Source organism: Natronolimnobius sp. AArcel1 (assembly GCF_011043775.1).
Classification (GTDB): domain Archaea; phylum Halobacteriota; class Halobacteria; order Halobacteriales; family Natrialbaceae; genus Natronolimnobius.
The window spans coordinates 148,637-167,423 of the sequence record NZ_JAAKXY010000004.1; the positions used below are offsets into that span (position 1 = coordinate 148,637).

The following is an 18,787-nucleotide window of genomic DNA, read 5'->3' on the forward strand; positions in this document are numbered from 1 at the left end:
CGAACGCTCGATTCTCATTGTCGCCGGCTACGGCTGAAATGCTGATAATCCTTTCGCCGAGAAACCGCCCGACAGCGCGGGTGTGCGTGCGCTCGAGCGCGATTGCCCGTCGCGTGCGTCGCGCGATGGTGGCCGGGGATGGCCGAAGTCACAACCACTATACTCACCGGGTAGTGAAGTAGTGGCAATGCCGCAATCCGGCCCGACCCAGTCGCGTCTTGGCCTCCGCCAGGATGTCGACGAGGACGCCTTACTCGAGGGGATTGATCTTGACGCGGACGATATCGCGTGGCGAAAGCAGTTCATCGGCTTCGATGCAGACGACGAAGCCCGACTCGCCGCGCTGACGCCGACGTTTGACCGTCTCGCCGACGAGTTTGCTGGGGAGTTTTATAGCCATCTGACTGCACATGAGGAAACCAAAACTGTCCTCGGTCGGTCCGACCGGACGCTCGCCCAACTCGAGCGGACGCAGGCCGAGTACCTCCGAAGCCTCGGCGAATACGCCTACGACGAGGGGTCAGATCCCGGCTACGGTGCGGATTACTTCCGTCAGCGTGCAGTCATCGGCAAGCTTCACAGCATGCTCGAGATGCCGGCCAAGCAGTATATCGGCTCGTACATGCAGTATCACGAGCGATTGCTGTCGGAACTCTTTGCGCAGTTTCTCGCAGATATAGCAGACGACCTCGAGCCAGAGACGCACGACCGAATCGCAGCGCGAGCCGACGAGACGCTCGAGGATGCCCTGTCGGTGCTTCGCGTGACGAATCTCGATATGCAGGTCGCGATGGACACCTACCTCGAGAGCGAGGCCGAAGACGTCTGGACGAACGTTCTCGAAGAGATGCTCTCACCCGTGATCGCCATCGACACGGATGGCAAAATCGTCGCCTATAACGATGCGATGGCGGAGTTGACCGGCGTCACAGCATCCGAAGCGACCGAGATGGAACTGTGGGAACTGTTCCGAACCGACGAGAGCCACGACACGCGAGAAACCGCAATCGAACACGCGTTCGCAACCGAGGAACCGATCCGAGAACTCGAACTCGAGATTCTAACCCACACCGGGGAGACGCGAGAGGTCATCTGCTCGAACGCGCCGATGTACGACGAAGACGGCGACCTCATGGGGGCCGTTTCGGTCATGCGCGACGTGACCGATCTGCGCCAGACAGAACGCGAACTCGCAGCCGCCAGACAGCAGGTATCGACCGAGATCGGCACGCTCGCGACCGAACAGGAGACGACCGCGCGGGACATCGCCGAGACGATGGACGACCTCGAGTCGCGCGCAGCGACACAGGTCGAGATGGCCGAAGAGATGCAGACGGAACTGCAGGAGTACGGCGCGACGATGGAGCAAGTTGCCGCGAGCGCCGAGGAGGTCGCAAGCGCCGCCGACGAATCGAAACAGGTCGCGACGGCGGGCCTCGAGACCAGCGTTGAGGCCCAGGAAGGCATGACGGAGGTCGTCAAGACGGTCGACGAACTGATGGAGACCTCGACGACGCTTCGCAACCGGATGAAAGAAATCGACGACATCGTCGACGTGATCCGGGACGTGGCCGATCAGACGAACCTGCTTGCACTGAACGCGAACATCGAAGCTGCCCACGCCGGCGAGGCGGGCGATGGGTTCGCCGTCGTCGCGAACGAAGTCCAGTCACTCGCCGAAGAGACGAAAGAACACACGCATGAGATCACAACCCGCATCGAGACGATCCAAAATCAGACCGCCCGAACCGTTGCCGCCGCTCAGGAGACCAACGAGCGAGTCAGACGTGCAAATGCGGACATCGACGACGCCGTCGAGTCCTTCGAGGAAATCGCCGCCGTCGTCGACGAAGCCGCGACGGGCATCGAAGAAATCGCGACAGCAAACGATGAACAGGTCGACAGCGTCGACGAGATGATCGCCCTCGCCGCGGAGTACGCCGCCCACTCCGAAGCCGCCCTCGAGTCCGCAGAAGAAACCGCGGCTATCGTCGACGATCAACTCGAGACGGCAGAACAGATTCGGGACCGGATCGAGGCCTTCGAGGCAGAACGCGAGCAGTAATTGTGGGGAGTGACGACGGCTCAAGAGCCAATCGGCAACCACTTTACGAGTGTTGGACTGAACTCCGCAGCCATGCGTGCGTCGTCCTCGGTAAAGGCATCCATCGCGATCAGTGAGAGTACGTAGACGCCGATGACGACCACTGGGAGCGCGACCACAACGAGGAGATCCGACTCGAGGACATAGACGATTGGCGCGCCAGCGATGCTCGCGGGGACGCCGGAAACGACAATTTTAGCGAAATCCCTGGTGAAGGGGTGGATGCCGTCGAGATAGTAAATTTCGGTGAGCGTGAGCAGTCCAACGAGGATGAGTGCGACCGCGGAGCCGATAGCTGCACCTTCCATGCCGAAGATGGGCACGAGCGTGATCGAGACGACGAAGTTCGCACCGAAGAGGACAACGGTGTTGACGAAGACAAAGCGAGAGTAGCCCATTCCCTGCAAAAGCGAGCCGTCAGGGCCGCCAAAGGTGACGTTGAACAGGAACGCGCCACAGAGCAAGACAACAACAAGGTTGGCTGCGGCGTACTGGGGCGTGTAGAGGACAGCAAGGTAGGAACTCGCACCCAGCGAGAGGATAATCGTGATCGGTAGCGTAATGCCGGCGATCCAGCGAGCCATGATCCGGAATCGCTGTTCGACCAGGTCGATATCGTCTCGAGTTTCAGCAATCAGCGGCTTGAACACAGGCGACAGCGAGTTGAAGATGATCATCAGCCCGGAGCCGAGCATATAGCCAACGCGGTAGATCCCCACGTCGTCCGAATCGAGGAAGTAGCCAAGGACGAAGTAGTCAACGTTGCCCATCAGCACGAAGACGACGCTTGTCATCGCCAGCGGCACCGAGTAGATCACGAGCGGCTTCGGCGCGACCAACTCGAGGTCGGCTGTGAGAAGGCTCCAGGCTTTCGAGACGAAAATGGCTGCGCCGATTGTGATCGCGACGAAGAGGCCAATAACGTAGCCGCCGATAAGCCCAAGGAGACCAAAACCGGCGATCAGGAAGCCAGCGGTGACGGCGAACCGGACGATCGGCCGCACCAGATCACGCATGATGACGCGGTACTGGAGTTTCTTGATGCTGTAGTAGGAGGTGAGCAAGACGTTGTAGATCGCAAGCATCGGAATCGTCACCGACAGTAACAAGAGGGCAATCTGCATTGCCGGCTCCTGAAAGAGCGAGCCGATGAACCCGGAGCCAGCAGCGATGGCGAGTGCGACCAGCGAGGACGTGATAAGCACGGTCGCTGTCACCTGGACGATGACGCCCTTTGCCTTCCCGTGTTCGCCCTCATCGAGATACTGCGGCACGAAATAGTCGATCGCAAGCGGTAATCCAAGATTCGCAAACACCTGCATGAACAGAATAACCGAGGTTGCAAGCACGAACAGCCCGTAGACAGAGGGGCTGACGAAGCGCGTCATCAGCATGACAATCGCGAAGCCGAAGACGCCGTTAACCACGTTTCCGATAAACGTGATACTGCCCTGTCGCGCAAGCGTCGTCACACCCTCGTCGTGGTCAGTCATGGCCCGATGGTCTCATTGCTGGCGTCCCGGACACACGTTCGTCGCCCGCCTGCACTCGAGCGTGGCGCAGTTCAACGCGACAACGCCACATCAGACACCTGTTGCTGGCTCGAGTTCGTACGTCGCCACGTCGGCCGCTCGCTCACCGTAGTGTGGAAACTCCACCTCGAAGGCCCACTCCTCACCAGAGGAGACATCGTCGTCGACGTTTTCGATGACGCTCTCGAGTTCGTCCCCGTCGGCGTCGTAGAAGGTTGCCCGGACCTCGACGTAGTACAACGTTCGCTCGCCGACGTTTCTGACGACGCCCCAGACCGTCACGCGTTCGTCGTCGGTTCCGGGGTCGTCGCGAACGAGGTCGTCCCAGATGATGTCGACATCGCCGGGTTCCGTAATCTCCTCGCCGTTGTCGTTGGTGACATACTCGAGACAGCCGGCTCCAGACGCAAGGCCGACCGGCCCGAGTGCGAGGAACGCACGACGATCCATCGGGCAGATGTAGGGCGGGGTGAGTCTTGAGGGTTCGGGACGCGGCGACTCCACGAGCACCGAAAGCGGGTTTGTTTTACACGCCCGACGAAAATCCCTGGTATGAAGTGTCGCCACTGTGCATCGCCGCTCGAGAAACCCGGGGACTTCTGTCTCGTCTGCCGGGAATGCAACACCGAAGCGGTGGTGCTCGAGGCGGGACGCGACCGGGCGACGCTGACGATGCTTTCGGGCGACGCCGAAGACGGCGGAGAGGACCACACCCATGGAACCCACAACGTGGACGACCCAGTCCTCGGCGAGACGACGATCACGACGACGCCGGAAGACGGCGAAAACGAGCCAGTCGAACTGCGGAATTTCGCGGGCTTGATCGGCGACGAAATCCGGCGAAAGCGACCCGATGAGGTCTATGCGGGCGGTGACCGAACGGTGATTCGAGCCGTCCGAGACGACATTCACCACTCGTTCTATCGCGTCGACGACGACGAACCAGTACAGGCAGTGCTCGAGCGCCGGAGTACGCGCGCACTCGATGTCGTCGACACCCCGCCCGTCGAGAAAATCGGCGGGAGCCACACGACGCTGATCGGCGGGCGAACCGGCATGCGTGCCATCCGGGCCGTTGCTGGCCACCCACACGTCAAGAAGGTCATCCCCGGGCCGATTGACGCGGGCGGCAAAGGCTCACAGTCCGGGATGCGCGCAAAAGTCACCCGCGCCGACAATGGCGGCAACGTTCGCATGCTTCTGCGAGACGGCTCGAGCGTGCAGGAAAACCGAATTGTGACGACGGCTCGCGACCGCGAGATGGGCGAACGGATTCGTGATGACCTCAACGATGTGCTCACTGAGGCGGACTTTCAGTAGGCCGCTGACGTTGCCGACGCAAGAATTGTCACGAGCCGATGAAAGAGACACTGTCTGCTGGTTGTCCTGCCCTTAGGAGGCTGGCTGTAATGAGATATAATTAGCTATGCTCGAGCGAGCAGATGCCGTCCTGGCCGTAATTCCGCTGCTTGCGATCAGTGGCGTGCTCGTCCGCGCACTCATTGGAGCGACCGGAGTCGCAACGGGTCTCCTCGCCGTCCCGCTCGCCCCAGTCGGCTACATTGCTGCGCTTGCGTTCGTCTTTCGAGAGCTACTGGCGGGTCCAGTCGCCAGACAAGCAGCCTAAGTGGAAGCAAATAGCACAAGCGAGACTCAACAGGTTTAAGAATCCGCTGGCGGTAGCTAGCGCTACTATGTCCCAGAAAGGAACTGTTGGGAGCGCAGGCCGCTTTGGCGCACGCTACGGCCGCGTCGCCCGCCGCCGTGTCAGCGAGGTTGAAGCCGACATGCAGAGCGCAGAAGTCGATGGCGACAGCGTCAAACGCGTCGGCACCGGCATCTGGAAAAACGAAGAGACCGGCGAAGTGTTCACCGGCGGTGCCTACCGCCCAGAGACCCCCGCCGGCCGCACCGTCAAGCGCTCGATTCGCGCTGCACTGGGCGAAGACGACTAATCCCCTCCCCTCTCACAACGCATGAGTTACAAATGCTCTCGCTGTAAACGCGACGTTCAGCTCGATGAGTACGGCGGCGTCCGCTGTCCGTACTGCGGGAACCGCGTCCTCCTGAAAGAACGCAGCCGCGACGTCAAGGAAGTCGGCGTCCAGTAAGGTGTCTTCTCACGACGCGACGCTCGAGTTCGAGTACGAAACTCCTGCTCGCGCCCGCCTCGTCGCCGATAGCATCGCGCGCGAAATCGGCGAAATCGACGACGAGCGCTCACAAACATCTCTCGAGCGTGCCGACTCAACACTATATATCCAGATTACCGCAGGCGACGTCATCGCCTTGCGCGCCGCGATGAACACCTGGTCAACCCTACTCGAGGTTGCAGAGCAAACGGCTTCGATTGGCGAGACAATTTGAGGTGCCCCGCCGCCGCGTCGTGGCGACTCCCTCGAGTCCGGTCTCGTATTCGACCCCGGAACACACAGGCCGAATCCTTCTTTCGAGAGACGCCGGACTGGAACCCGACATGGGTCGGGACGTTACCAGACGCGAGACACTCGTCGGAATCGGCAGCGCCGTCGCCGTTGGTGCCAGCACTCGCCCGGCGCGCGCCGAAACTGTGACCGAGGCTGACGCGAGTGACATCGTCGAACACGACCTCGAGACCGAGTATCCGACCTGTGTCTACAAGCGCGACGACGACGGCGAGTGGCGCGTCTCGATGCCGATCAACGTCCGCGTTCGCGTGCCCGGGGACCAACCCGCGCTGGCCGCAGTCGAGGCCGAATTTACTGGCGTTACGAATCTCGAGTGGACGCAACTGCTCCCGGACAGTCCAACGCGAGCGTGGGACGACCGTCGCGAGGAACTGGTCAAACCAGCACTCTCGGTTCGGCGGCCTCGACTTGGCGACGGCTGGGCGCACGTCCACGTCTGGCCCGTCGATGCAGAGCGAGCAGCGATCCACGCCCACCTCGACGTCTTCGACCTCAGTTCGTCGTACTTCCACCGTGGCGACGACTACGACGAGGCCGCTCGAGCGGTGAGCAGACAGTTCACAGACGAGGGAACAGCGAGTCTGAACCCAGCGGACTGGGATCTGCAAACACCGTACAGTATCGACTACGGCGTCGAGGATGAGCGACTCGAGCGCTGGGGTGAGACGGGTGACCGAAAGCTCGAACTCGGCTAACTGTGGTTGAGAAGTTGTGTCTTCACTCAGTTTTAAAATTAGCTGTGAACAGGCAGTTTGATCACTACATATGCGAATTGAACACGAACGTTCGCGCGAACGAGCGGTCCGAAGGACCCGGTAGTGAGCGCGATTCGCCGGTCTCGCTTCGCTCGACCGGCTTTTTGGCATGAACCTCTACTGAACGTGATTTCCACACAAGATGCTAACTGAAGACATTATTTTGCTACCCGCTGCTACCCAAACGAGCCAAGCGACGACTGCAAACTGCGATCTGTCTCACCGTCTCCCAGTTCGTAGCCGACCAGATCACGCATATCCACGGCGTAGGTCGTGCCGCCGTGCTCGAGCACAAGCACTCGGCCCTTGACACCGACGACAGTGCCCGACGCGAGCGTCTCCGCGACTGGCTGTGCCTCGAGGTCGAGGCCGTAGTCGAAGGAAAAGCGCTCGAGAACGTCAGGCTCGAGTGACTCGAGTGTTCGCTCCCATGCCTCGAGATCGACTGGACTCGCGAGCGAGGCGATTTTCGGGCCCGTTCGGACGCGATCCGTGAGCCGGGTTGCGAGTTCGGCCTCGAGTTCGCGGGCGATGCGGCCGTTCGAGACGGTGTGGATATGGGCTGCGCGGTCGGCTCCCTGCTCGCGCAGGCGGGTCTCGAGTCGCCATAGTTTGGTGACGCCGACTTTGAACGTGTCGGGGCCGAACGCGGCGATATAGACCGCGTGGTCCTCGTAACAGTCCATCTCGTCTTTCAGGCAGGTCCCGGTACAGCGCGCACAGACCCAGGTACTGGTGTGGTACTCGCAGTAGGGCGCTCGCGGTCGGTCACAGGCGATGTGTTCATCACCGTCGAGCGTGCCCGCACAGCGGCGCTCTGCGAGTGTGTAGGAGAGTTCGGTTCCCGCCTCGAGTGGCTGGCGCTCGATGCGCTCGCCGTCGGCGAGCACCAATGCGGACCCGCGACCGCTCGGCTCATAGCCAACGCATTGCACAGCCGACGTTCGGCCTAGACTGGGATATCGCTACCGGATACAGTGGCGCTGCAAAAAGCGAGCCACGCAAGAATGTGCTCGGCTCCGCCCCGTAAAGATCCATCCAGCGGAGACGTGGCTCGTTCCTCGAGTGGTCGCACGCGATACACTGCCCAGCCGTTCCACCAGTCTTGCTATCGTCCGGTGACGAATTGGTCTCCGAGGCCATGATATATAAAAACCGTCCATGACATACCCATGCATGCGTTCGGCCACGAGTTGCGCCCTGAGCCACGTATAGCGGCTGGTGCACTTGGAACCAGGATCACCGCAACTGACTTACAGCGGTCTCTCGACAGGCGAGTATGACACTCGAGGGAACACTCGAGACGACCGTGACAGCACGCGAGCCAGCACGTGTTTCGTTCGTATTTACCGTCACTAACACGGGCGCTGAGCCGGTCGAGATCCAGTTTACAGACGCAGCAAAAGCCGAGTTCATCGTGTACGAAAATGGGAGCGAACGCTGGCGTTTCACCGACGGCCGGGCGTTCATGCAACTGCTCAGTTCAGATCGACTCGAGCCAAACGCGTCGACGACCTACGACGGCGAGTGGGAGGACCCAGAGCCGGGCACCTACACCGCCATTGCCCAGTTGCGTGCGCAGGACACGACCTGTGAGGCCCGAACCGAGTTCAGCCTCGAGTAGTAACACTCGATACAACCAATAGCCACACTCGAGTGTAACCCAAAACGGAAGCGTCAGATTTGGCGGCGTCAGTGGGTATAAACCGACCGCAGCCAAACGGGTTTGCATGCAGGCGCTGGTTGTCGCGGCGCACGGATCGCACCTGAATCCGGATGCTTCGGACCCGACCTATGCCCACGCAGAGACCGTCCGCGAGACGGGCGCGTTCGACGAGGTCCGCGAAACGTTCTGGAAGGAAGAACCACACTTTCGCGAGGTCATCCGAACCCTCGAGTCCGAAGAAATCTTTGTCGTTCCGCTGTTCATCAGCGAGGGCTACTTCACCGAGCAGGTGATTCCTCGAGAATTACGACTCGAGGGCTGGGACCCCGAACAGTGGGACTCAGACGGGACGAGCGCGACGGAGGTAACGCTCGAGGTCGGTGACGCCGAGAAGACGGTCCACTACTGCGGGCCGGTCGGCACGCACGATGCGATGACGGACGTGATCGTCCAGCGTGCGGAGACGGTGACGGGCGATCCCGAGGTCAGCGAGGGAGTTGGCCTCGCGGTTGTCGGTCACGGCACCGACCGGAACGAAAACTCCGCGAAGGCAATCGAGTACCACACCGAGCGCATCCGGAAGCGCGACCGCTTCGATGCGGTCCAGGCATTGTATATGGACGAAGCACCCGAGGTCGACGACGTGACAGAGTACTTCGAAACGGACGATATCGTCGTCGTGCCCCTCTTTATTGCCGACGGCTATCACACCCAGGAAGACATTCCCGAGGACATGGGCCTCACACCGGACTACCGACTCGGCTGGGACGTCCCGAGCGAGGTCGACGGCCACCGCATCTGGTACGCCGGCGCGGTCGGCACTGAAGCGCTTCTCGCGGACGTCCTCCTCGAGCGCGCCTCCGACGCGGGCGCAACGCTTGGTGACGCACTCGAGCGCGTTCGACAGGAAACAATGCAGGGGGACGCCGGACCATCCGAGTCCAACTCGAGTCACGCGCAGACAAACGGAAAACCGGTGACCGACTCATGACGGCCCTCGAAACTGCCGTCGACGCACTCCTCGAGCGCGCGGAAGACAACTCAGTCACGTTCGATGGCCTCCGCCTCGGGTCCGATGGCGACGCCTACACGCTTTCGACGCCGACTATCGAACGAGACGGACTCGAGGCTGACGCCCTTCGCGACGTACTGACTGGTCTCGACGATCTCGAGCCATACGTGCGCAACTGGTACCACTGGCAGGTGCGAGTCGGCGCCAAGGGGACTGCCCGCCGCGCATTCTTGCGCTGGTGTGAGCGTGCGCCGCTTTCGGCCGATGAGATGCAGGTTGCCGACCCGGTCGATGAGTCGCCCACCCTCCCAAAACGAAACGCCGCCCTCGAGACCGGCATCGACCGTGAGTGGGGGCAACTGGCGATCACCGCCCGCTTTCTCGATACCACCGAGCCAACCGGCGAGCGCGTCTACGACTGTTGGCACGTCGAGGATGCCGACACCGCACTCGAGGCACTCGAGGTGTACGACGAGCCATCGGACGCGCGTGAGATCGCGACCAACGACGAAGACGGCCGCTATCGCCCGCTCAAAACCGCGCCAACTCTGCGATCGGGGTGGGCCTTTACCGGCCTCTCGGGGCGCGAACTGGTCGACACCATCGGCTTCATCTATCCGGCGACGATTGCCAACTGGCACCGCGAACAGCGCGGAAATCTCGACGTCGATCACTGGGTCGACACCGCCGAGCGCCAGACCGGCATCTACGACGTGATCGACGACCTGCCACGCGAGGCCGTCGACTGGCTGGCCGAGGCCTGCTGTGTCGACTCCCAGTGTCTGCGCCGACGCGAGTGGGAGTACGAGGCAGGCGACGACCTCGAGCCTGCCGGCGGTGACGGCCCGTTCCCCTGTCGAGAGCCCTGTTCGCTCGTCGTCGCAGCCGCCCGTAAATGGGCGATCCTCGAGTCTGAAACAGAGAAAACGTACGAACTCGAGTTGACGACAAGTGAGTACAATCAGCTTGCGGACCTCATCGATGCGGTCGCTGATGGCCGGGTTGATGACATCCGCGAGGCAGACGTCAACGACGGCGCAAATCGCTATCGCGCGCGGTACTTACGGGCAAAACGATTCGACGACGAGGGTGGACTCGACGCTCGAGAACGCTCCGAGTGAGTTAGCGAACTAACAGCGCAAGCGCCGTGACGACGCCACCGGCGACGACCAGTAAGCCGATCATCGCCGCCGGGCCGCCAATCGTCGCCGCCGTCGAGACGCCGATTCCGAGCGCGAGTATCCCGAGAACACCGAGCGCAAGCGTTCCCGGTTCGAGGCCAACGGAACCAGCGCGTTCGAGTGCCTGCTCGAGGGGTGACTGCTCGGACGTTGTCTCGGCTCGTGGCTTCGAAAACGACTCGTCGATATCGACCGTAGCCGGTTTTGGTTTGACGGTTACATCGATTGTCTCCGATTCGGATCCGTAGCCTGTCAGGACCTCGAGTTCGCCCTCGAGTGGCTCGTCGATGTCCGTTGCCGCGACCGAGACCGGGACCGTAAGCGTCTCATTGGCCTGCACGTAGTAGTTCGGTCCGTCAATCGAGACGATCTGTGAAAAGCGCCTGTCGCCGTTGAGTCGACAATGAACGTGTGCAGGGGCGTCGTGGCCCTGCAAATTGAGTGCAAACGAGCCGCGGGCCTCGACGGCAGGCATGTCTGTCTCGAGCGTGTCGGTGGCCTCGCGGTTGACGTGGACGGTGACTTCGGTCCGGGAGACGGGCACAGTCGATCAGGCTGGGGTTTCCTCGCGCATGTCAGGCGGCAGCAAGTTCGGGATGCCATCCTCGATCGGGTAGCGCTCGCCGCATTCCGTACAGACGAGCGTTCCCGAGACGATTTCCTCGTCATCGTCGTCGTACTCTGCGTCTTCGAGTTCCAACTCGTGTTTGTCCAGCGGACAGCGGAGGATCTCCAGCAACGACTCCTTCATACTACGTAGGCTGGCCGCATCCAGCAAAAGGTTTCGGGAACGCGCCGCGCGAAGAGCGTGGCGGCGGCCCGCGTGCGGTACTCGTGGTCGTGGCCGTCGCGTTACTCGTAGGGGTTCTCGACGACGACGGTTTCCTCGCGGCCCGGACCAACGCCAACCGCGTAGATCGGTGCCTCGAGTTCGTCGCTGAGATACTCGAGGTAGGTGCGGGCGTTTTCGGGGATCGCGTCGTAGCCCTCGGCGGCGACGGCGGCCCAGTCGACCTCGTCCCAGCCGTCGAACGTACGGAGATTCGCCTCGCAGCGGCCCCACTCCTCGGTTGTCGGGGGCATCGCAAGCAGTTCGTCGCCGTCGAGATCGTAGCTGTGGCCGACTTTCACTTCGTCCAGACCGGCAAGCACGTCGATGTGATTGACCGCGAGCCCGGTGAAGCCGTTGACGCGCGCGGAGTGGCGAAGCATTGGCATGTCGAGCCACCCGACGCGGCGTGGGCGGCCGGTGACGGTGCCGTACTCGCCGCCTTCCTCACGAATGTACGTCGCGAGTTCTTCGTTCTCGCCGTCGCCTTGTGTGTCGTAGCCGGGCGTGTCGCCTTCGACGCCGCCGAGTTCGGTCGGCAGCGGACCGCTGCCGACGCGCGTGAGGTAGGCCTTGACAATGCCGATGATCTCGCCGTCTGCGATGACGTTCGGGCTGAGGCCCGTCCCGACGGCCGCGCCGCCCGCGGTCGGGTTCGAGGACGTGACGTAGGGGTAGTTCCCGTGGTCGATGTCGATGATCGTCCCCTGTGCACCCTCGAACATGACGGTCTCGCCGCGTTCCATCGCGTCCGTAAGGAACGCGCTGGCGTTGACGGTCATGTTCTGGTCGGCGAGGCGCTCGCCGATTTCCGAGAACTCCTCGAAGAGTGCGTCGACATCGAACGCGTCCGGATCCTCGAGGTCCGAGACGTCTGCGCCGTAGACGTCCTCGATCAGCGCGCGCTTTTGAGGCACGACGTACTCGAGGCGCTCGCGCAGGACCTCGGGATCGAGGAGGTCACCGACGCGGACGCCGCGGCGGCCAGCTTTGTCCTCGTAGGTCGGGCCGATACCGCGGCCCGTCGTGCCGACTTCCTGGTCGTCCTCGCTCTTGACGTCTTCCTCGATGCCATCGAGAACGCGGTGAAACGGCAGGATGACGTGAGCGCGTTCGGCGACGCGGACGTCCGGAGAGAGTCCCTTCTCCTCGAGCGTCGAGATTTCGTCGAACAGCGTCCGTGGGTTGATTACACAGCCGTTGCCGAGGACGCCGATTTTCCCCCGAACGGCACCCGACGGCACGAGCGATAGTTTGTACTTCTCACCGTCGTGGACGACGGTATGTCCGGCGTTGTCGCCGCCTTGATAGCGGGCAACGACATCGGCAGCGTCGCCGTAGAGATCGACGACTCCACCCTTACCTTCGTCGCCGAGTTGCGACCCGACGATTGTGACGGTCATAACAGCGGCGGATTCTTGCCGTGTCGATAAACAGATTACGGTATCCCGGCCACTGCAGGCACCAGTCACATCTGCATATTCATGGGTGATGCTATCGTCACCCACTATAGCAGACAGCCACTATCCCCACTAGATTGTCCCCTCCACCTACGCTGTGTCACCCAACCCACCAGAGACGGCTCCAAATCGCAAGCCGGCACTCGAGTCGCCGGTAATACCGACTGGAACGGAATCGTTAACTACTCGCACAAACGAGTATCGCATTGTTCGTGGACTCATCTATCCTCGAGAGTAACATTTAAAAGGTGGAAAGACAAGTTAACAAATGCCATGATAGACCGACTTGAGAAGGAAGTCGATATGCTGGAACGACATCTGCAGGTCCTGAAGATGGTTATCGAAAACGAACCGATTGGGATCGTCAAGATGTCCAACGAGACCGGCTATCCACATCACAAGGTACGCTACTCGCTTCGCGTCCTCGAAGAAGAAAACCTCATCGAGCCCTCGAGTCAGGGTGCGATCAAGACCGAGCGCACCGTTGAATTCGTTGACGAACTCGACGGCAAACTCGATGACATCGTCGACAAGCTCGACGGCATGAAGATCGAAGACGTCGCCGAGATCGAAGGCTAATCGCTCGCGGGCACGCTATCCACAGACACCGCGTCGAGGATGTATGCACCGACGCCGCACTAGCGGCGCACTGAACTCTCTTTCCGCTTTCTCGCTCTGGTACCAATAGCGATCGCCAGTTGCGTTGATCGCACAAAATCACTCCCAACCGTGTCACAGCATCCAGTCCACAGTCACGAAACCGCGCTATCGACGTCGGAGAGGCGATTACAACTCTGGGACGTTCATGTGGAAGCCTTCCGATCGAGATTCGACGAGACAGAGGTGATACCCCTGCTTTCGCGAGAGGTTGACGTAGCTCAGCTTCGAGCCACGACTGAGCAGTCCGCTGCTCGTTGCCTGCTCCGTGACCTCGAGTGCGCCCGGTTCGAAGTAACTCGAGGTGACGGCCATCGACGCGGCGAGGTCGGGATAGTTCGCCTTGACCGCAGAGGCCGCTTCCTCGAGTTCGACGAGCGTCTCCTCGGTAACCGGTTCGCGCGAGTCATTCAGCGTGGCGAGTACGAGCGGATTGCCCATCTTGTCGAAGGCAACGACGTCGAACGTGACCTCGTCCGGCACGTCGTCGGTTTCGTCGTCCTCGAGTGAGATGGTCGCGTTCAGTTCGGCGCGGTCGATGCGCGGAATTGCGTCGTACAGATCAGCGAGCCCGCCCGCGTGGCCGGTGTCGCGAATTTCGTACAAGGCCATTTCGGTGAGCCAGTCGACGAACTGGTAGGCCATCGTGGAGTCGAGATACTCCTCGTACGGCGTGCCATCGACGGCGACAGCGTCCGCTTCGAACTCAGTATGTTGCTCGAGGCGGAGATTCGTCGCGACCTCATCACGGTCGGCCTCGCCGTCGTGAGCCATCTCGAGAGTGGGCTGGCTCTTGGAGACGTAGCGCACGAAGAGATTCGTTCCGGCCAACGCGCGATCAGGAGCGAGGTCAGTTGTACTGGAACTGCTCACACTCACGTCGTTGCTTGCCTCTAACTCGTCGATGCGAGCCTCGAGTCGGTCGACGGTTTCGACGAGTTCCTGATTCTGCTTGCGGAGTCGGTCTCGCTCGGAGACGAGTTCCTTGTTCTTCGATTCAAGCGCCTCTCGTTGCTCTTCGAGACGCTCAATACGGTCGGTGAGGCGCTCGAGACGCGAGTTGCGCTCACTTCTCGAGGGTGACTGGCTCGCTCTACTGGCAACCGATGTGTTAGACGTGTCAGGCCCAGTCTCGGCGCGACTCGAGCGCTGATCCTGGCGAGTCGTGTCCGCGTTCGACGGTGATGCACTGTTCGAGCGCTTACTCGGTGGCTGTGGCTCCTGTTCGGACGTGCCAGTGTCGGCTGTCGTCTGCGAACTGGACTGTGCTGTTCTGCTTGAGGCGCGTTGTGATCGGCGCGCTCGTGTACGGGCAGACGCTGACTCCGTCGCAACCGAGTTATCCGGATCGATCGACGGGATGCTCCGCGTCTCACGCCACTGCTCTTCTTCCTCGAATCGTTCCTCGAGTTGGGAGTCCTCCGTATCGGCTGCGTCAGCGTCGTCGGTGGTTGCAGTTGCATCAGACTCACTCGAGTCACTGTCGTCTGCCGTGCCGGCTGCGGGGGCTGTGACAGCCGATGTCCCAGTCGCACCAGTGTCGGTATCGGTGCTGGTGCGTGTACTGGTGTCGGTGTCAGCCTGCGTCTCCGTCGCCGATTCGGACTGCTCACTCCCAGCAGTGTCGACAGGAGTGTCACTGTCAGCGTCGTCGTCAGCCGCCGTGTCATCCTCGGTCCAGGAGATATCGTTCTGCTCGAGTTGTTCGGCAGCGGCTTCGACATCCGCAGGGTCAGGGCCCGAACTGCCGTCATCGCTCGAGTCGGTGTCCGACTCAGGAACTGCTGAGGCGGCCGAATTCGTCTCGGCATCGTCAGATGATGTTGACGGAGTAGCGTCGGTGTCGGCACTGGCGGGAACGTCGGTATCGACAGCGGACGGAGAGTCAGCGCTGAGTTCGGTCCCAGCATCTGCGTCGGTGATCCCCGACGAGGGGTCGTCGGTTGCAACCGCCTCGTCGTAGGCCGTCGTGATCCCGTCTGAGTCGTCCGCATCGTCAGCTTCTGAGGCCGTCCCCATCGCAGTGAGGTCCTCGAGGTCGGTCGCATCCGTCTCGACGGAGACGGCGTCCTCGCCACTCGAGACATCGATCGGTTCGACGGCGCTTTCGGTAGGATCAACACTCGGCTCCGGTGTTGGCTCGACCGTCCTCGAGTCGCTTGACTCAATACCGATGTCACCATCGTCAGCCGCTCCGGACGACGCCCCTGTGTCCGCAGCGGTCGTGCTTGCATCTGTGTCTGTCCCTTCCGACACGGGTGTCTCGTCTTCACTGCCAGGAACGTCGGTGACGGAAATGTCGACATCGATCACTTCGTAGATACCGACCTCGTCGCTGGCCTTCTCGAACGCCTCGTCACCGGTCACCAACCGGTTGGCGTTTCCGATATAGGCCGCGGCCATTCGCCGACCACCGTAGTAGACTGCGTAGTAGTCCCCGCTGAGGACGTTTTCGGCCAGTTCGATATAGCCCGTAAACGAGCCGTTTTGCAACGTCTGATCGACCTCGGCAAGCGACGTTTCGTTCGTATAGTACTGTGCCCGTGTCTCGCCCCCCTGTTCGTCCATCGCACAGAGAAGCGGTAGCGATGGATGTGGCGCCTGATACGCCGTTCCAGTTGCGCTTTCGAAGGCTTCAATCTCTCCGTCGACGACCCCGACGATCCGGCCATTAAGCATAAACAGCCAGGTTCGTCCTGCCGTCACAGCCCCGGAGAAGCCACTCGTAGCGAGATCCGAAAGTCCATCGTAACCGCCACTGAACGGGCGAGAATCCCATTGTTCGACGCGCTCCTGCGTGCGCGATTCCATAGTTCAACAAGCGGTAACTGAAACAAATACGTTTCGCCTAGTGTCGACACAACGTGAACGAATCACTAATCTTGAACAAACCGCCTCGAGACGGGTGAGAAAACGCCCTCGAGACACACTCGTGCTTAAATCTTCGACTCAGCGTCGTCGGCGAGTTCTTTCATCCGCTTGCCGATCCGGCCGGCACTCGAGAACTCGTCTTCACTCATGCCCTTTGCGAGTGCGTTGCCGAGGACGAAGACGGCGTGTTTGTGTTCGCTCTTGGATTTATGGACGTGCGATGGATCAACGTCGAGCTGACGATACGGCTCGAACAACTCCGCATCCACCTCCTCGCGATCGGCGAAGTACTCCATGATAATAACGAGTTCTTCGTGGAGCTCGAGGAGTTCGTCTTTGTGCATGGGAACGTGTACGAACGGTCTCGGCTTAAGGATTGTGTGCGTAGCACTCGCAAATCCGGTGCGTATCAACGCCAGACGTATTAGCAACAGCGATTACCGTGACGAAAAGACAGTGTGGACAGCGCTACTCGGCGACGGAAACGGAGCGGTCGCGCTGGCCGGCAGGGAACCACGCAAGTTCGTGGTCGGCGGTGACGCGGACGGCGACGCGTTCGTCTAAGTCGATCTGGTCGGAGTGGTTGTGCATGCATTCGATCGTCTCGCCGGAGTCGAGTTCGACGCGATAGAGGACGGTCGGGCCGAGATACCGCCGGTAGACGACGCGCCCGTTTGATTCGACATCAGCGGCGGAGACGGCGGTCACGTCATCCGGGCGAACGAGCAAGTCGATATCAGTCCCGTCGTATTCCGTGACGAGGCCGTTGACATCATCGCGGAGGACACGGCCAACGGCAGTTTCGACGTCGTCACCGCGAACCTCGCCCGAGAGGAAACTAGCGTGGCCGAGGAAGCCGGCGACGAACCGAGATTTTGGCTGCTGGAAGACGTGCTCTGGCGTGCCAATCTGTTCAATATCGCCGTCGTTCATGACGGCAACCCGGTCAGAAATTGACAATGCTTCCTCTTGATCGTGCGTGACCGAAATCGCGGTGACACCTGCTTCCTTGATGATGCGGCGTACCTCCTCGCGCATCTCGACGCGCAAGTCCACGTCGAGATTCGAAAACGGTTCATCGAGCAACAACATCGCCGGTTCAGGCGCGAGCGAACGAGCGAGCGCAACCCGCTGTTGCTGGCCACCAGATAACTCCTCAGGATAGCTCTCGCCTTGCTTTTCGAGGCCAACGAGGTCGAGTAACTCTGTCACGCGGGCGTCTTTCTCTGCATCGGACCAGCCCTGCAATCCAAAGGCGACATTCTCACGAGCGGTTAGGTGCGGGAACAGCGCGAATTCCTGAAAGACGACGCCGACGCCACGGTTTTCCGGTGGAACAAAGTGACCATCACCAGCAACAGCGTCTCCATCGAGTCGTACACAGCCAGCGTCTGGCTCCTCGAGGCCGGCGATGAGACGGAGTGTCGTTGTCTTTCCACAGCCCGATGGGCCGAGCAACGTCAGAATCTCGCCGTCGTGAACCGACAGCGAAAGGTCGGGAATAACCTCTTCGCTCCCGTATCGTTTTGCAATAGTCTCGAGTTCGAGGACGATGTCATTTGTGGTGGCACGCTCCGGCGTCGGTTCCTCGACCGTCGTTCTGAGTAGTTGCCCATTCGACATGATCGACCGCCGGCAGCCGCCATGCCGGCTTCTATTACTTTAGGACAGCCTAAAACACTTATAGCTGCCGGTCCCTTCCCACCCGCCGGGAGCTACAGTTCGACGCCGCTCGGGATCAGACTGTGCTGGCGCAACAGACTCCCCTCGTCGTCGTAGACAAGAAACGTCCGCTTGTCATAGGTGACAAACGGCTCGGACTCGTCCTCGAGCGTGATTTCGACATCGTAGCGGCCGTCGTCTTCGGAGACGTCCTCACCGTAGCCGCGAGCGGCGCGGATGAACGTCAACACGTCGTCCGCGTCCTCATTGAGTTCGAGAATAAACTCGCCAGTAATTCGATTTGTGACGCTGACCACGCCTGCTGTCTCGTCACCAAGTGGCTCTTGGAGGCGAAGCGCAACGTCAGTCTCGCTGGCCTCGAGAACGTTTCCGTCGTGGTCTGTCAGGCGCTCGCGAAGCATCGAAGTGGGGCCAGTGAACGCAATCGATACTGCAGGTTTGCGTGGCTCACCATTCGTTTCAACCCAGTCGACGTTATCCACATCTAATGTGAAGTGCTCGCGCCTCATTCCGTACAAACAAGTTAGCGCTCACACCGTATCAACGTAACGCACAACCTGACAGATTGTGGGATAGTTATTGACTCGAGG

At 60.9% G+C, this 18,787-nt stretch carries 21 protein-coding genes; 11 read left to right on the forward strand and 10 right to left on the reverse strand.

Annotation, left to right across the window (positions count from 1 at the left end; genetic code table 11):
* Window positions 1-187 precede the first annotated feature (187 nt).
* Window positions 188-2,065 carry a methyl-accepting chemotaxis protein gene (locus tag G6M89_RS13015; protein WP_165162276.1) on the forward strand — a complete coding sequence of 626 codons (1,878 nt, stop codon included), beginning with the start codon at window positions 188-190 and terminating at the stop codon, window positions 2,063-2,065.
* A gap of 20 nt (window positions 2,066-2,085) precedes the next feature.
* Here the strand turns inward: G6M89_RS13015 and G6M89_RS13020 are convergent, their stop codons facing one another.
* Together G6M89_RS13020 and G6M89_RS13025 are read right to left on the reverse strand one after the other, a co-directional pair.
* A complete protein-coding gene (locus G6M89_RS13020; RefSeq protein WP_165162277.1) occupies window positions 2,086-3,597 on the reverse strand; it encodes a flippase in 1,512 nt (503 codons plus the stop codon).
* 90 nt (window positions 3,598-3,687) lie between these two features.
* Window positions 3,688-4,086 (reverse strand): FxLYD domain-containing protein, encoded by a 399-nt coding sequence (locus tag G6M89_RS13025; protein ID WP_165162278.1) that lies wholly within the window; start codon window positions 4,084-4,086, stop codon window positions 3,688-3,690.
* A 102-nt stretch (window positions 4,087-4,188) separates the two neighbouring features.
* On the opposite strand from G6M89_RS13025, the gene G6M89_RS13030 reads away from it, so the two are divergent.
* The 6 genes from G6M89_RS13030 to G6M89_RS13055 all read left to right on the forward strand — a co-directional run bounded on the left by G6M89_RS13030 (window position 4,189) and on the right by G6M89_RS13055 (window position 6,778).
* A complete protein-coding gene (locus tag G6M89_RS13030) occupies window positions 4,189-4,956 on the forward strand; it encodes a DUF2103 domain-containing protein (RefSeq protein ID WP_165162279.1) in 768 nt (255 codons plus the stop codon).
* A gap of 106 nt (window positions 4,957-5,062) precedes the next feature.
* Complete coding sequence (locus G6M89_RS13035; RefSeq protein WP_165162280.1) at window positions 5,063-5,263, forward strand: hypothetical protein; 201 nt, start codon at window positions 5,063-5,065, stop codon at window positions 5,261-5,263.
* 67 nt (window positions 5,264-5,330) lie between these two features.
* Complete coding sequence (locus G6M89_RS13040) at window positions 5,331-5,591, forward strand: 50S ribosomal protein L37ae (protein WP_165162281.1); 261 nt, start codon at window positions 5,331-5,333, stop codon at window positions 5,589-5,591.
* A gap of 21 nt (window positions 5,592-5,612) precedes the next feature.
* Window positions 5,613-5,747, forward strand: a complete 135-nt coding sequence (locus tag G6M89_RS13045; RefSeq protein ID WP_054862961.1) for a DNA-directed RNA polymerase subunit P — start codon at window positions 5,613-5,615, stop codon at window positions 5,745-5,747.
* Between the two features lies 1 nt (window position 5,748).
* On the forward strand, window positions 5,749-6,003 hold the full coding sequence (locus G6M89_RS13050) for a KEOPS complex subunit Pcc1 (RefSeq protein ID WP_165162282.1): 255 nt from the start codon (window positions 5,749-5,751) through the stop codon (window positions 6,001-6,003).
* A 109-nt stretch (window positions 6,004-6,112) separates the two neighbouring features.
* Window positions 6,113-6,778: a hypothetical protein gene (locus G6M89_RS13055; RefSeq protein WP_165162283.1), complete on the forward strand. Its 666-nt coding sequence runs from the start codon at window positions 6,113-6,115 to the stop codon at window positions 6,776-6,778.
* A 236-nt stretch (window positions 6,779-7,014) separates the two neighbouring features.
* Here G6M89_RS13055 and G6M89_RS13060 read toward each other — a convergent pair whose 3' ends face one another.
* Entirely contained in the window at window positions 7,015-7,773 is a 759-nt protein-coding gene (locus G6M89_RS13060) for a DUF2797 domain-containing protein (protein ID WP_165162284.1), read from the reverse strand.
* A gap of 344 nt (window positions 7,774-8,117) precedes the next feature.
* Here G6M89_RS13060 and G6M89_RS13065 point away from each other — a divergent pair, with 344 nt between their 5' ends.
* The 3 genes from G6M89_RS13065 (at window position 8,118) to G6M89_RS13075 (ending at window position 10,637) form a co-directional block, all read left to right on the forward strand.
* A complete protein-coding gene (locus G6M89_RS13065) occupies window positions 8,118-8,462 on the forward strand; it encodes a BsuPI-related putative proteinase inhibitor (RefSeq protein WP_165162285.1) in 345 nt (114 codons plus the stop codon).
* Window positions 8,463-8,568: 106 nt separating this feature from the next.
* The gene (locus G6M89_RS13070) at window positions 8,569-9,495 is read left to right on the forward strand and encodes a CbiX/SirB N-terminal domain-containing protein (RefSeq protein WP_165162286.1); all 927 of its coding nucleotides are present in this window, start codon (window positions 8,569-8,571) and stop codon (window positions 9,493-9,495) included.
* Complete coding sequence (locus G6M89_RS13075) at window positions 9,492-10,637, forward strand: DR2241 family protein (protein ID WP_165162287.1); 1,146 nt, start codon at window positions 9,492-9,494, stop codon at window positions 10,635-10,637. Before G6M89_RS13070 ends, G6M89_RS13075 begins: the two co-directional genes overlap by 4 nt.
* Before the next feature lies 1 nt (window position 10,638).
* On the opposite strand, the gene G6M89_RS13080 is transcribed toward G6M89_RS13075, so the two are convergent.
* From G6M89_RS13080 to G6M89_RS13090, 3 genes are all read right to left on the reverse strand, one after another.
* Window positions 10,639-11,241, reverse strand: a complete 603-nt coding sequence (locus G6M89_RS13080; RefSeq protein ID WP_165162288.1) for a hypothetical protein — start codon at window positions 11,239-11,241, stop codon at window positions 10,639-10,641.
* Window positions 11,242-11,247: 6 nt separating this feature from the next.
* Entirely contained in the window at window positions 11,248-11,448 is a 201-nt protein-coding gene (locus G6M89_RS13085) for a methytransferase partner Trm112 (protein ID WP_165162289.1), read from the reverse strand.
* 101 nt (window positions 11,449-11,549) lie between these two features.
* On the reverse strand, window positions 11,550-12,929 hold the full coding sequence (locus G6M89_RS13090; protein ID WP_165162290.1) for an adenylosuccinate synthase: 1,380 nt from the start codon (window positions 12,927-12,929) through the stop codon (window positions 11,550-11,552).
* Between the two features lie 330 nt (window positions 12,930-13,259).
* Between G6M89_RS13090 and G6M89_RS13095 the strand changes: the two genes are divergently transcribed.
* Complete coding sequence (locus G6M89_RS13095) at window positions 13,260-13,565, forward strand: hypothetical protein (RefSeq protein WP_054862955.1); 306 nt, start codon at window positions 13,260-13,262, stop codon at window positions 13,563-13,565.
* A gap of 207 nt (window positions 13,566-13,772) precedes the next feature.
* Here the strand turns inward: G6M89_RS13095 and G6M89_RS13100 are convergent, their stop codons facing one another.
* The 4 genes from G6M89_RS13100 to G6M89_RS13115 all read right to left on the reverse strand — a co-directional run bounded on the left by G6M89_RS13100 (window position 13,773) and on the right by G6M89_RS13115 (window position 18,706).
* Window positions 13,773-16,454: a transcriptional regulator gene (locus G6M89_RS13100; RefSeq protein WP_165162291.1), complete on the reverse strand. Its 2,682-nt coding sequence runs from the start codon at window positions 16,452-16,454 to the stop codon at window positions 13,773-13,775.
* Between the two features lie 125 nt (window positions 16,455-16,579).
* Window positions 16,580-16,858, reverse strand: a complete 279-nt coding sequence (locus G6M89_RS13105; RefSeq protein WP_087714721.1) for a UPF0058 family protein — start codon at window positions 16,856-16,858, stop codon at window positions 16,580-16,582.
* A 124-nt stretch (window positions 16,859-16,982) separates the two neighbouring features.
* Window positions 16,983-18,137 (reverse strand): ABC transporter ATP-binding protein, encoded by a 1,155-nt coding sequence (locus G6M89_RS13110; RefSeq protein ID WP_165162292.1) that lies wholly within the window; start codon window positions 18,135-18,137, stop codon window positions 16,983-16,985.
* A 92-nt stretch (window positions 18,138-18,229) separates the two neighbouring features.
* Window positions 18,230-18,706: a DUF5793 family protein gene (locus G6M89_RS13115; RefSeq protein ID WP_165162293.1), complete on the reverse strand. Its 477-nt coding sequence runs from the start codon at window positions 18,704-18,706 to the stop codon at window positions 18,230-18,232.
* Window positions 18,707-18,787: the final 81 nt, after the last annotated feature.

Coding starts and splice junctions, on each gene's coding strand:
- G6M89_RS13015 (WP_165162276.1), top strand. CDS start 188: ATGCCGCAATCCGGCCCGACCCAGTCGCGTCTTGGCCTCCGCCAGGAT.
- G6M89_RS13020 (WP_165162277.1), bottom strand. CDS start 3,597: ATGACTGACCACGACGAGGGTGTGACGACGCTTGCGCGACAGGGCAGT.
- G6M89_RS13025 (WP_165162278.1), bottom strand. CDS start 4,086: ATGGATCGTCGTGCGTTCCTCGCACTCGGGCCGGTCGGCCTTGCGTCT.
- G6M89_RS13030 (WP_165162279.1), top strand. CDS start 4,189: ATGAAGTGTCGCCACTGTGCATCGCCGCTCGAGAAACCCGGGGACTTC.
- G6M89_RS13035 (WP_165162280.1), top strand. CDS start 5,063: ATGCTCGAGCGAGCAGATGCCGTCCTGGCCGTAATTCCGCTGCTTGCG.
- G6M89_RS13040 (WP_165162281.1), top strand. CDS start 5,331: ATGTCCCAGAAAGGAACTGTTGGGAGCGCAGGCCGCTTTGGCGCACGC.
- G6M89_RS13045 (WP_054862961.1), top strand. CDS start 5,613: ATGAGTTACAAATGCTCTCGCTGTAAACGCGACGTTCAGCTCGATGAG.
- G6M89_RS13055 (WP_165162283.1), top strand. CDS start 6,113: ATGGGTCGGGACGTTACCAGACGCGAGACACTCGTCGGAATCGGCAGC.
- G6M89_RS13065 (WP_165162285.1), top strand. CDS start 8,118: ATGACACTCGAGGGAACACTCGAGACGACCGTGACAGCACGCGAGCCA.
- G6M89_RS13070 (WP_165162286.1), top strand. CDS start 8,569: ATGCAGGCGCTGGTTGTCGCGGCGCACGGATCGCACCTGAATCCGGAT.
- G6M89_RS13075 (WP_165162287.1), top strand. CDS start 9,492: ATGACGGCCCTCGAAACTGCCGTCGACGCACTCCTCGAGCGCGCGGAA.
- G6M89_RS13085 (WP_165162289.1), bottom strand. CDS start 11,448: ATGAAGGAGTCGTTGCTGGAGATCCTCCGCTGTCCGCTGGACAAACAC.
- G6M89_RS13090 (WP_165162290.1), bottom strand. CDS start 12,929: ATGACCGTCACAATCGTCGGGTCGCAACTCGGCGACGAAGGTAAGGGT.
- G6M89_RS13095 (WP_054862955.1), top strand. CDS start 13,260: ATGATAGACCGACTTGAGAAGGAAGTCGATATGCTGGAACGACATCTG.
- G6M89_RS13100 (WP_165162291.1), bottom strand. CDS start 16,454: ATGGAATCGCGCACGCAGGAGCGCGTCGAACAATGGGATTCTCGCCCG.
- G6M89_RS13105 (WP_087714721.1), bottom strand. CDS start 16,858: ATGCACAAAGACGAACTCCTCGAGCTCCACGAAGAACTCGTTATTATC.
- G6M89_RS13110 (WP_165162292.1), bottom strand. CDS start 18,137: ATGTCGAATGGGCAACTACTCAGAACGACGGTCGAGGAACCGACGCCG.
- G6M89_RS13115 (WP_165162293.1), bottom strand. CDS start 18,706: ATGAGGCGCGAGCACTTCACATTAGATGTGGATAACGTCGACTGGGTT.